Raw genomic sequence first — 12529 nt, forward strand, 5'->3', positions numbered from 1 at the left:
CTTTGTTAATAAAATTTTGAGATTAAGCAGCTTCGAGGGGGATTAGAGCTACAAATACAACATGGTTTATTAAGATAAGGAACTCAATTGACTGTCATTACTTCTTCTGGTAGGTTATCATGCTTAAGCCCGTTTTCAATTAAAGTATTAAATAGTTTGGGATTTGCTAAAGGGATTCCATGACCGATTTTAGGAATGATAATACCTGTGCAATTAGGATTGCTTTCAAGGATTGCAGTCATCGAGTCTTTCATGATTCTTTTTTCGTTTTCTCCAACAGTCACTAATATATTGCTACTAGCATTCTCGAAACCTTTTGGTATTGTAAACGACATATTTTCTTCTAATATCCTCACAAATGTATTTTTACTTATTTGACAACTTTCATGATAATAGTTATCAAATTGTGTTTCATCTATGCACATTGATTTTGCTTGTATTTTGGAAAACGTCTTACTCTTTATAAGTGGATAGGTTAAGCCAAGGGATCTTATTAATGTTTTAGCGAAAGGAATTAGTTTAACTAATGCGCTATTTATCATAGCGTATTGAATTAAGTTTGGTTTCATGCTGAGCATTGCAATTAATACTTGAGCACCTAACGAAAAACCGATTACTATAACAGTTTTACCTTGTCCTTTTTCTTCAACTAATTCGATGATTTTTTCAGCACTAAAGTGTATTGAAAAATGATCCTTACTACTATTTTTCCCTTGCTCGGGTAAATCAGGAACAAGGCAGTGAAAGTTAGTAAAATGTTTAATTTGTTTGTCCCACATCCATCCACTGACTCCGCCCCCATGAATAAAAACCATAAGTGGAGAGCTTGAATCTCCAAATTCTTTATACTGTAAAACCATATAATTCCCCCTTATGATTAGAATTGTTAGTCCATACATATGTATTAGAGATAATATTTTCTACTTAATTATCATCATACAATAAAAAAGAAAAATTTTCCTTTTGCTAAGATGTTAAGTGACTGTACTCATAAAATGGTAAAAAAGAAAGAGCCTACAAGTGGTAGACTCTTTCTCATATCTATTTATTTCACTTCAACTTGCTGCCTTACAGCAAGTGCTTTCGGCTTTATATTTACAAAACAAATGCTTACGATAATAAATAAAAGTCCGATGAATAAGCTAATTGTAATGGCCTCATGTAAGAAAATTGAACTTACAATAATAGCGATCAGTGGGATAAGGAACGTATAAGCCCCAACTTTACTTGCCTCACCAGCTCCTACAAGTGTAAAGTAAGCGAGCCATCCCATTGCAATAACAAAGAACGAGATGAATAGTAGTACACTTACAAATGGTATACTCCAAGCGATGTTAGACCAGCTCTCAAATTCTGAACCAAATCCGATTAAGCAAAGTCCGCCAATAATAAGCTGAAGTGTTACCATCCAAATGGCATTAACGCGGTGTCCAGTTTTCTTAATAAATACTGTGCCGAGTGCCCAGCCGATAGCGCACCCTAAAGCAAGTAGTACACCGATAATAGAAATATGTCCAGTTAAACTACTAGAGCTAATAACCCCAACACCAATAAATCCAAGAATAAGTCCGAAAATTTTCAAGCCGTACATAGATTCTTCAAGCCAAATCCATGAGAAAATGCCGAGTAAGACAGGTTGGAGAAATACGATTGCGGAGAAGAGTCCGGCGGGCATATACTGAAGTCCGACAGTTTGTAGTCCGTAAAACAAAATAATATTGAGTAAAGATGAAATAAAGTATAAATGCCAAGTTTCCTTTAAATTTAATTGTTTGTATTTCGGTAATGCGAAAGTAAGTAAGATAAATCCTCCTATTAATGTTCTAATCCCTGCAAAGAGTACGGGTGGTGTGTAATGCAGAGCGAATTTTGATAACGGCCAATTAATTCCCCACATAATAACGAGAAATGTAAGGATTATGGCAGTCTTAGTTCGAGAAAGCTGTGTCACTGTAATCCCTCCTTGTTGTATTCCATTTCACTATGATATGATATCGACTATGATAAATAAAATGAATCTTTTTTATAAGGAGTATAAGTGATTAGTTATGACCATTACACAACTTCAAGTTTTAATTAAAACGGTTGAATTAGGGAGTTTTACGAAGGCTGCTGGGATGTTAAATATGACACAGCCAGCTGTAAGTCATGCGATTTCAAGCATTGAGTCAGAGTTAGGAGTTACCATTCTTATACGCGATAAACGAAAAGGGCTAATCGTTACGGATGTTGGAAATAGAATTCTTGTACATATTAGAGAAATCTTAAACGGCGTTGAGAAGATTGAACAAGAAGTAGCGATGGAGAAAGGGCACGAAGTTGGGACGATTCGAATTGGGAGTTTTCCGAGTGCTTCTGCACATTTCTTACCCAAAATGATAAATCTTTTTAAGGAGAAGTATCCGAACTTAGAAGTCGTTCTTTGTGAAGGCACGATTAAAGAAGTTGAAGATTGGTTAGTATCGAGGGTTGTTGATATAGGAATTGTTATTTTGCCTAATAAAGATATGGAGATCGTGCCCTTAACGAAGGGGAAAATGGTTGTTGTCTTAAGAGAGGATCATCCTCTTTGTAAGAACGATTCTATTACAATAGGTGATTTAGAGAATGAACCGATCATATTATGTAAGGGTGGGTACGAACCACCCATTATCGATATGTTTAAACAAGCGAACGTACCACTTCGGGCTGAATATATAATTTCCACAGTTACAACAGCTTTAAATATGATTCAAGAAGGATTAGGAATCGCAATTTTGGCTGAGTTATCTTTAACGAGTTTACCAAAGAATATACAAACGAGAGAATTGGAACCACAAGTATGGAGAGAAATTGCTTTAGCTGTTCCTTCATTAAAGGATTCTTCACTCGCTGTACAGCTATTTATTGAAGAATTCCAAGACTTGTTTGCAGAATAAGAAGAGGTGTCTCATATATTGTAATGGGGCACTTTTTTATTTGCTTTAAAAAATTTGTAAAAAGGATTGACTTATTTTTGTGTTGTAACTATAATGATTACATCGAGGTGGTGATCACGATGAAAATTAGTAGCCGCTTTTCTATAGCTGTTCATATTTTATCTATTTTGAAAAACAATCCATCTTCAGTTTGCACTTCAGACTATATGGCCGAGAGTGTAAATACAAATCCGGTAGTCATTCGTAAAATAATGTCTTACTTGAAACAATCTGGATTTGTTTACGTAAATCGCGGACCAGGTGGCGCGGGATTATTAAAGGATTTACATGAAATCACATTATTAGATGTGTATCATGCAGTGAATGTAGTGGAAGAAGACAAACTATTTCACATTCATGAAAAACCGAATCCAGACTGTCCAATTGGGGCGAATATTCAAGCTGTTTTAGAGGTTATTTTAGTTCAGGCGCAATCTGCGATGGAAGAAGTGTTGAGAAATATTACGATGGGGCAGTTATTTGAATCTTTACAACAAAAAATGAAAGCATAATATGATAATTGCAAGTCTCTAAAAGAGAATGCATATTTTTTCCTTAAAATTGTAACTGTTTTGGTTACATCTAAAAATAAAAAGAAGGTAAGGTGTAAAAGATATGACTGTAAAAATGAAAGTATACTCAGATTTTATATGCCCGTTTTGCTTTTTAGCAAAAGGCCCATTAGATGAAGTAGCGAAAGAGAAAGATGTAGAAATCGAATGGATGCCATTTGAATTGCGTCCAAGTCCATATTCTAAAATAGATCCTTGGAACGAGCCAGATAAGTTAGGTTCATGGGATTCTTTCATTCTTCCTACTGCAAAAAAATTAGGGGTTGAAATGCGTCTGCCACGCGTTTCTCCGCATCCATATACACATTTAGCTTTTGAAGGGTGCCAATTCGCGAAAGAGCGTGGACTTGGAAATGAGTATCATCACCGAGTATTTACTGCGTTTTTCCAAGAAGAGCAAAACATTGAAGATATTGATGTATTAACGAAATTAGCGGTAGAAGTAGGGCTTCCTGAAGCTGAATTTAAAGATGCTTTAGTAAATCGTAAATATAAAGAAAAACATCAAGAAGCAATTCAGCATGCATATGATGAAGCAAATATTATGGCTGTTCCAACTGTCATGATTGGAGATGAAGTCATTCAAGGACTTGCTAGTAAAGAAACGCTAGAAAGAGTAATTGATAAAGAAATCGAAAAGGATAAAACAAATTCATTTGAAGGTATGCAATGTAAGACGGATGGATATTGCTAATTCGTCTTGCATGAAAGACTCAAGTTGATTTGTTTAAATAAAAATAATAAAACATATATTTGGAGGAATTAAAATGTCAGCAACTACAACAAATTTAAAAGAAGCAATCGTGAACCGTCGTTCAATTCGTAAAGTAACAAAAAACGCTACAATTACAAAAGAAAGAATTGAAGAAGTTTTAAAAACAGCTTTACACGCACCAACTTCTTTCAATATGCAAAGTGGCCGTATGGTTGTATTAATGGATGGAGAGCATGAAAAGTTTTGGGATATCGTAAAAGAAACGCTTAGATCACGCGTGCCAGCAGAAAATTTTGAAGCAACAGTAGAAAGACTAAAAGGCTTCCATGCAGGTGTAGGAACAGTTCTATTCTTTGAAGATCAAGCAACAGTAGAAAAAATGCAAGAAAATGCACCATTGTATAAAGATCAGTTCCCATTCTGGTCTCATCAAGGAAATGCAATGCTACAACATACTGTATGGATGCTATTATCGGCTGAAGGAATTGGAGCGTCATTACAACATTACAATCCAATCGTAGATGCTGAAGTGAAAGCAACTTGGAACATTCCAGCAGAGTGGAGCTTAGTAGGACAAATGCCATTTGGTGAGCCAAATGAACAACCAGGGGAAAGAACATTCTTACCTACTGAAGATGTAGTGAAATTTTATTAAAAAATACAATTCAAAATCAAAATTAAAAAAGTTAGATAAATGAAAGGACAGTAGATAGTATATATACTATCTACTGTCCTTTCTTATTTAATATTCACACCCAATCGTGGAAGATCTTATTTAAGATAAGCATTACTGTGAGAACAATTTCTTCAATATTGATGACGTATAATTAAAAATCTATTATGTTTATTTTTTTGAAATGACAGTAAACATCCCCGTCATGTTTGGTGAGTAATCTTTAAAATCATATTTTTCATAGAAAGATTCTTTACCTTGTGATGCAAACAAACCGACAAATGCCTTATCAGGGGCATTCTGATTTAAGTATTCAACCAAAATATGCATGATTTCTTTCCCGATTCCATTTTTCTGATAATCTGGATGGACTACTATATCTTGAATATAGAAATAGATAGCCCCATCACCAACAATTCTCCCCATACCCACAATTTGCTCATTATCCTTGACTGTGATGCAGTGAACAGAATTCTTCAGTGATGTTTCCACCACTTCAAAATTCATATAATTAGTCCATCCCACAGACTCGCACAAATATTTGTACTCTTCCAATGTTGGAATGTTATTTTTAAACTCATATTTTTTCAAAATGTATCCTCCAAGTCCTCAAATTCAACAAGTATAATAAATTCGACATTTTTCTATCTATTCCTCTTACGCAACTAAACTTCCGTTAGCTATTGAACATAGTCTATTTAATTTAGTACAGCTTATGTGTGTTAATTTATCCTTTTCGGCAAGAAGACTCCATCTGATTTGTGTTACGGGTGAAACCCAACAATTCAGGTGGAGATGAATTGCCGTCAGAAGGTAGGCTGAACTCTTTTGTTTCGTTCATAACAATTTTTTAAAGAGCGAATATTTGTTTCTTTTGCGTCTTGCGATATAATTAGTCGTAGATAAGGAGACAATATATATGACAACGAAATTAGATAATAATAATCATTCAGTGTTCTTACTCTACTATCATTTAGTTTTGGTTATTAAATACCGTAAAAAAGTGATGAACGATGAAATTTCAGATTATCTGAAAGAGCACTTCATTCGGTTGCTTGAGCCAAAAGGAATTACTGTAGAAGAATGGAATCACGATGAAGACCATGTTCACGTTTTGTTCCGTTCAGTTCCAAACATTGATTTGTCAAAAGCGATTAACAGTTACAAAAGTGTTAGTTCTCGTTTCGTGAAACGAGATTTTCCTAAGATAAAACATGATCTATGGAAAGAAATGTTTTGGTCTCGAAGTTATTGTCTTTTAACAACGGGCGGTGCACCTATAGGTTCTATCCGTAAGTACATTGAATCACAAGGAATGAAATGATTTTAATGAACCCCCTGAGAAAGGTGGTGAAAACAATGGGTAGAAAGAAAGCAGTGAAAGTATTACGTAAACAAAAGAAAAGAGAAAACATGCAACGCTTCACTCAGAAACAGAATATCGGACGAGCTTGCCTTACTGCGAAAGAATTTCGTTTACTGCAACGCATGTCACATAGTTCAAAAGCGTTGCGAAATGTTGGATTATACACAATTAAACAAAGTTATTTGAATAATAACAAGATGACTACTGTAAAAGAAGTGGACACTGCCATGCAAGCCGATATGAACTACTCGGGCGTCCAATCAAACTCTGTTCAAGCGATTCGTAGAGCCTTATTTACAGAAGTAAAAAGCTTTTTTAAAGCATGGGAACAGTGGAAGAAAAAACCGGAAACATTCACAGGCCGTCCTAGGTTTCCGAATTATTCTGGTTCAACGGACAAACGAATCATTGAAATCTATCAAGTTCCAAAAGTGGATGATAACGGGTATTGGATGATTCCGATGAATGTGGCATTCAGAAAAAATTCGGTTCCATTAAAATACGTATGCCTAAAAATTTAAGAAATAAAAAAATTTTCTACATTGAGATTGTACCCAAGCAAAAAGGTCGGTTCTTTGAGGTGCATTATACATATGAGATGCACGTTTCTCAAATGAAGAAGCAATCCACGACTACTAGTAACGCTTTGAGTTGCGATTTAGGTGTAGACAGATTAGTAAGTTGCGCAACAAATACAGGTGACACATTTTTAATTGATGGAAAAAAACTTAAATCCATTAACCAGTACTTCAACAAAATGATACGTAATCTGCAACTGAAAAATGTGGAAAATGGACTTTCAAAACGAGTTGTAACGAACAAAATGGCTGCACTTTGGCATAAACGAGAAAGACAAATAAATGGTTACATTTCACAAACTGTAGGTTTGTTGTTCAAAAAAGTGAAAGCATTCAGTATAGATACGGTTGTCGTAGGGTATAACACTGGTTGGAAACAAAAATCTGATATGGGAAAAAAGAATAACCAAAAATTTGTTCAAATCCCATTTCATAAACTGATTGCAGCAATTGAGAATAAATGTGTAAAAGAAGGCATCCGATTTTTGAAACAAGAAGAAAGCTATACTTCAAAAGCTAGTTTTCTTGACAAAGATAGGGTTCCAGTTTGGTCTAAGGAAGACAGGATGCATTATCGCTTTAGTGGCAAACGAATCACTCGTGGAATGTATCAAAGTAAATCAGGAAAATGTATTCACGCTGATATTAATGGTGCGTTGAATACATTGCAAAAATCAAAAGTTGTAGAATTGGATGACAATCTCAAAGTAAAAACGCCGATTCTATTAAAAGTGCAAAAACGTAAGGCTGTTGCTTTGTGCATAGCTTAGTGGGTGCGTCAACCATCCATGTGTACTCGACTTGTCGGGGCTTGTAGCACACGCCGGATTCATCTGAGTGGTGGCTTCTTCTATAAGGAAGAACTGCTCTTTTTCGAAAGGGTGGTGCAAGTGGGGAAACGATTGTTCGTTTCTAGTACCAACCAAAAACTTACTTGGGGTGTTACTGTAAGGTGGCATGAATTCTAGAGCGTCAAACTGTCTAGCGATAGACGAAAAGACCTAGCGTTCTAACTCAAGCCCCCACTGAAACGCTTCATCTCAGTGGGGGTAGTTGACAAGAGTTTAGGGAAGAAATATAAGAAATGATCTGGTGAAAAAGGAAGTGGAAATATGAGTGATGAGAAAAAATATACAGTGGTAGGTACTGATGTCGAGGAAGTAAAGCGTTTAAACAAAAATTCAGGGTTAACGTATAACCAAGTGAAGGAATTGTTAGCGAAGCAAATGCAAAAAAGAAATAATTAAGCTTTTCATTTAGCATTTTTCTAGAGAGTTAAGTGATAGATAACTCTCTTTTTTCAATATGAAAAATCTACTAAGGAGCAACAGTCTAAAAATAGACGTTCTCATAAAATATAGAGTTGATAAAGTAGTTTTTAGAAAAGTATTAGATAAAAAAATCCGACAATAAAAAAGAAAAAAGGATTCTTTCCAATTAGTAAGAAAGATTGTCTATAGAAGTTCATAAAATGTAATATATTCAATTTCCATCCATTGAAGGGGAGGTTAATTTTTAATGAATGAAGTGAAAAATTTCTTTCGAAGTAGAGGGTTTCAACGGTTTCTCGTTTTAATAATATTAGTGCTTGTATTATATGGATTAAAAAGTATGATTAATTTAATATTAATTACGTTTATTCTCACGTTTTTGATGGATCGATTTCAAAAGTTTATTTCAAAAAAATTGAAAGTAAATAGGAAAGTGGTTATTGCTTGTTTATATATTGTGTTAGTGACGTTTATTGTAACTACACTATATAAATATTTGCCTGTACTAACGATACAAATTTCACAATTAATTTATCAATTTAAATTGTTTTTTCAAAACCCACCTGATAACGAGATAATTAAATATGCACTTTCGACAATTAATGGAATGGAAGTATCGAAATATATCGAACAAGGTGTAGATGTCATTTATCAATCGATAGCAAACATAGGAAAAGTCAGTTTACAAATACTACTTTCTCTTATTTTAAGCTTATTTTTCTTATTAGAAAAAGAACGCATTATAGCATTTACTTCGAAATTTAAAGATAGTAAGCTGAAAATTTTTTATGAGGAGATTGCATATTTCGGTGAAAGGTTTGCAAGATCGTTCGGAAAAGTGATTGAAGCACAGTTTTTAATTGCAGTTGTAAATTGTGTGCTCACTGTAATTGCACTTGTCATTTTAGGATTTCCACAGCTTCTTGTATTGGCTGTCATGGTCTTTCTACTCGGCTTGATTCCAGTTGCTGGTGTTATTATTTCCTTGTTTCCACTTTGTATCATTGCCTATAACGTCGGCGGGGTTGTGTATGTTGTTTACATACTAGTGTTCATTACAGTAATCCACGCTCTTGAAAGTTATTTATTAAATCCAAAATTTATGTCTGCAAAAACGAATTTACCTGTTTTTTATACATTTATGATTCTTATCTTTTCAGAGCATTTCCTCGGAATATGGGGGCTTATTATTGGGATTCCAATCTTTATCTTTTTATTAGATGTACTTGATGTAAATAATGATGAACCGATTAAAGATAATAAGTGATAGAAAATGACCGATGTTTTCTCTTGATGAAAACATCGGTCATTTATTATTTTTTCTTTGGAGGAGGTAGTTTAATGAAGGTATTTGCAATTAAAGCTATAATAACAGCAGCAAAAATAAGGACTGCGATTACACCAACTCCCATACCTGCCCATCCTCCTACAAGGAGGATACTTATCGGTATTGCTAACAAGCTTAAAATAATTAGAATCAATCCGAGATTCTTATCATATTTTTTAGTTGGGAATAGCGTTCTGATGATTAAGAAGAGGAAAAGTATTAAGGATGCTACAGCTAGTAAGAGGATTGCAATCGTCAAAGAATCATTCATGAAATCACCTCTTTTTATAGATAATATTACCGTTTAAATTGAGGGGGAACTATAAAAATATAAAAAAGCAATCCAATATAAATCGGATTGCTTTTTTGATTGAAAAATATGATTAAAGAACAGGAGCCATTGTTTCTTTCAACACTTGAACAGAGTGATCGAATTTTAATTCTTCCTCTTCACTTAGTTCAACTTCTAAAATTTCACGAACACCGCCGCGGTTTAAAACAGCAGGTACGCCGATATAAACATCTTGTTGGCCGTATTGACCTTCAAGATATGCTGATACAGTTAATACGCTGTTTTCATTGCTTAAGATTGCTTTCGTAACACGTAAAAGTGACATGCCGATGCCGTAGTATGTAGCACCTTTTCGTTCAATAATGTGATAAGCTGCATCACGAACGTTTACGAAAATATCATCTAAATCTTTTTGGTTATATGTGTTGTCTTTTTCAAGAAGCGTTTGTAGTTTTTGAATACCAATTGATACGTGACTCCACACCGGAAGTTCTGTATCACCATGCTCTCCGATAATATAAGCGTGAATGTTATGAGGTCCAATATCGAAGTACTCACCTAACATATAGCGGAAACGAGCTGAGTCAAGAGTTGTACCAGAACCGATTACGCGTTCTTTCGGTAATCCAGATTCTTTCCAAGTTACGTAAGTTAAAATATCTACAGGGTTTGTTGCGATTAAGAAGATACCGTCAAATCCACTATCCATAATGCTACGAACAATTTGCTTGAAAATTTTAGCGTTTTTCTCAACTAAATCTAAGCGTGTTTCACCTGGCTTTTGTGGCAATCCAGCTGTAATTACAACAAGGTCTGCGTCTTTACAATCTTCATAACTACCTTTCCAAACCTTTGTTGGAGCTGGTGCGAAAGGAACGGCATGGCTTAAGTCCATTGCTTCTCCTTCAGCTTTTGCTTCATTTACATCAACTAAAACAAATTCTTCAGCTACAGCTTGGTTAATCATGCAGTAAGCATAGCTACATCCAACTGCTCCTGTTCCTACTAATACAACACGGTTAATACCTTTTTTCATTTCAAAATTCCTCGCTATTTCATTAATTTTATTATGTAAGATAATACGTCTTACTTCTATAGTTTCATATCTATTTTATTACATTTTATAAAAGATATTCAAGTAATTGAAAATGTATCCGCTCAATTACTTGAATGAAACATAGGAATTCTGTTAAACGAATATAATTCAGTAAAATCCTTCGTAAAAGGGGAATTGGCATGGGGAATCCATTATCGATGGAAAAAATGCTTCAAATTATTCACGAGGGGCTCGCCAAAACAAATAACCCCAAACGGATTACAATTGCCGGTGCAGGGATGTCTGGATTAGTTGCAGCATCTTTATTAAAAGAGGCTGGGCACGAGGTAACGATTATAGAAGCAAATAACAGAATAGGTGGCAGGGTGTATACGATTCGGGAACCATTTAGTGCAGGATTATATTTTAACGCAGGTCCTATGCGTATTCCGGATACTCATGATTTAACTTTAGCCTACATTCGTAAATTTAAACTACCGTTAAACCTTTTTATTAATAAAACTTCTTCAGATATAATTTATACGAATAACAAAAGAACGAGATTGGATGTGTTTGAAAAGGATCCAAGTGTACTTGGATATCCAGTTTTAGATAAAGAAAGAGGGAAAACAGCAGAAGGGTTAATGTTAGGGGTATTGGAATCGATACTTAATTATATTAAGAAAGATCCGGATAAAAACTGGATTATTGTTGAAAAAAAGTATAAAACATATTCGCTCGGTTCATTTTTAACCGAGTATTATTCAGATGGGGCAATAGATATGATCGGAGTACTTCTTGATATGGAAGCATACATGGGAATGTCCTTAATTGAAGTATTACGCGAAATGATCTTTTTCACTTCAACGACGAAATATTATGAGATAACGGGCGGGATGGATGCATTACCAAATTCATTTTTACCAGAGCTAAAGGATAATATTTTTATGCCGTATAAAGTAGAAAAAATTATACAGGAAGATAATAAAGTAATGATGCAAGTAACACATGAACAAACGTTAAATTCATTTATAGTAACTGGTGACATCGCTATTGTCACAATTCCATTTTCAGCTTTGCGATTTGTAGAAGTTCAGCCATATCATTTATTCTCTTATTATAAAAGGCGGGCAATTCGTGAATTAAATTATATTGCTTCAACTAAAATTGCGATAGAGTTTAAAAGTAGATTTTGGGAAAGAGCAGGACAATATGGTGGTAAGTCAATTACAGATTTACCTATCCGCTTTACATATTATCCGAGCTACGGCATTCATACACCAGGGGCGGCTATCGTTTTAGTGAGTTATACGTGGGCAGATGAGGCGTTAACGTGGGATAGTCTCTCGAATAGAGAACGTATTCGTTATGCGTTGAAAAATTTAGCGCAAATATATGGAATTGTGGTTTATAGTGAGTATGTTGCGGGAGAATCTTTTAGCTGGAGTCAAAATCCGTATTCTTGCGGAGCATTTACAGCTTTTGAACCAGGGCAAGAGCTTGAATTGTTTCCATATATTACGCCGCCAGCGGGTAGAGTGCACTTTGCAGGAGAACATACGACATTAACACATGGATGGATGCAAGGAGCAATCGAGTCTGGAATTAGAGTTGCTCATGAAGTGAATGGAAAATGAAACGATAATCTAGCAGTTTTGTTTACAAATAGGTATTCTTTTAATAAAATGATAAATATAAATCGTAATAATTACGCTTTGAAGGAATTTGAAGTAGAGAAATGG

Annotated in this window: 13 protein-coding genes and 1 pseudogene; 9 read left to right on the forward strand and 5 right to left on the reverse strand. The window is 34.7% G+C overall.

Going from position 1 to position 12529, the window contains the following annotated elements:
* Positions 1-83 precede the first annotated feature (83 nt).
* Positions 84-860 carry an alpha/beta fold hydrolase gene (locus tag JFT95_RS07610; protein WP_201051854.1) on the reverse strand — a complete coding sequence of 259 codons (777 nt, stop codon included), beginning with the start codon at positions 858-860 and terminating at the stop codon, positions 84-86.
* 185 nt (positions 861-1045) lie between these two features.
* Positions 1046-1951 (reverse strand): DMT family transporter, encoded by a 906-nt coding sequence (locus JFT95_RS07615; RefSeq protein WP_002086216.1) that lies wholly within the window; start codon positions 1949-1951, stop codon positions 1046-1048.
* 97 nt (positions 1952-2048) lie between these two features.
* Here JFT95_RS07615 and JFT95_RS07620 point away from each other — a divergent pair, with 97 nt between their 5' ends.
* The 4 genes from JFT95_RS07620 (at position 2049) to JFT95_RS07635 (ending at position 4899) form a co-directional block, all read left to right on the forward strand.
* Complete coding sequence (locus tag JFT95_RS07620) at positions 2049-2918, forward strand: LysR family transcriptional regulator (protein WP_002168625.1); 870 nt, start codon at positions 2049-2051, stop codon at positions 2916-2918.
* 119 nt (positions 2919-3037) lie between these two features.
* Positions 3038-3469: an Rrf2 family transcriptional regulator gene (locus tag JFT95_RS07625; protein WP_002186124.1), complete on the forward strand. Its 432-nt coding sequence runs from the start codon at positions 3038-3040 to the stop codon at positions 3467-3469.
* A 103-nt stretch (positions 3470-3572) separates the two neighbouring features.
* Positions 3573-4223, forward strand: a complete 651-nt coding sequence (locus JFT95_RS07630) for a DsbA family oxidoreductase (protein ID WP_002064866.1) — start codon at positions 3573-3575, stop codon at positions 4221-4223.
* 73 nt (positions 4224-4296) lie between these two features.
* Positions 4297-4899 (forward strand): nitroreductase family protein, encoded by a 603-nt coding sequence (locus JFT95_RS07635; RefSeq protein WP_002135720.1) that lies wholly within the window; start codon positions 4297-4299, stop codon positions 4897-4899.
* Positions 4900-5088: 189 nt separating this feature from the next.
* Here JFT95_RS07635 and JFT95_RS07640 read toward each other — a convergent pair whose 3' ends face one another.
* Positions 5089-5508, reverse strand: coding sequence for a GNAT family N-acetyltransferase (locus JFT95_RS07640; RefSeq protein WP_002126872.1), 420 nt, complete (start codon positions 5506-5508; stop codon positions 5089-5091).
* Between the two features lie 328 nt (positions 5509-5836).
* Here JFT95_RS07640 and tnpA point away from each other — a divergent pair, with 328 nt between their 5' ends.
* The 4 genes and pseudogenes from tnpA (at position 5837) to JFT95_RS07655 (ending at position 9399) form a co-directional block, all read left to right on the forward strand.
* Positions 5837-6241, forward strand: a complete 405-nt coding sequence (gene tnpA, locus JFT95_RS07645) for an IS200/IS605 family transposase (RefSeq protein WP_002031793.1) — start codon at positions 5837-5839, stop codon at positions 6239-6241.
* Positions 6242-6276: 35 nt separating this feature from the next.
* A pseudogene (locus tag JFT95_RS07650) lies at positions 6277-7631 on the forward strand (RNA-guided endonuclease TnpB family protein).
* 342 nt (positions 7632-7973) lie between these two features.
* Entirely contained in the window at positions 7974-8108 is a 135-nt protein-coding gene (locus tag JFT95_RS29870; RefSeq protein WP_002086208.1) for a hypothetical protein, read from the forward strand.
* 271 nt (positions 8109-8379) lie between these two features.
* Positions 8380-9399 (forward strand): AI-2E family transporter, encoded by a 1020-nt coding sequence (locus JFT95_RS07655; RefSeq protein WP_201032991.1) that lies wholly within the window; start codon positions 8380-8382, stop codon positions 9397-9399.
* A 46-nt stretch (positions 9400-9445) separates the two neighbouring features.
* Here JFT95_RS07655 and JFT95_RS07660 read toward each other — a convergent pair whose 3' ends face one another.
* Positions 9446-9730, reverse strand: coding sequence for a YesK family protein (locus JFT95_RS07660; protein ID WP_201051855.1), 285 nt, complete (start codon positions 9728-9730; stop codon positions 9446-9448).
* A gap of 112 nt (positions 9731-9842) precedes the next feature.
* A complete protein-coding gene (locus JFT95_RS07665; protein WP_002012312.1) occupies positions 9843-10787 on the reverse strand; it encodes an L-lactate dehydrogenase in 945 nt (314 codons plus the stop codon).
* Between the two features lie 200 nt (positions 10788-10987).
* On the opposite strand from JFT95_RS07665, the gene JFT95_RS07670 reads away from it, so the two are divergent.
* Positions 10988-12424: a flavin monoamine oxidase family protein gene (locus JFT95_RS07670; protein WP_201051856.1), complete on the forward strand. Its 1437-nt coding sequence runs from the start codon at positions 10988-10990 to the stop codon at positions 12422-12424.
* Positions 12425-12529 lie beyond the last annotated feature (105 nt).

It is taken from the genome of Bacillus sp. TH17 (genome assembly GCF_016651125.1).
Lineage (GTDB): Bacteria > Bacillota > Bacilli > Bacillales > Bacillaceae_G > Bacillus_A > Bacillus_A mycoides.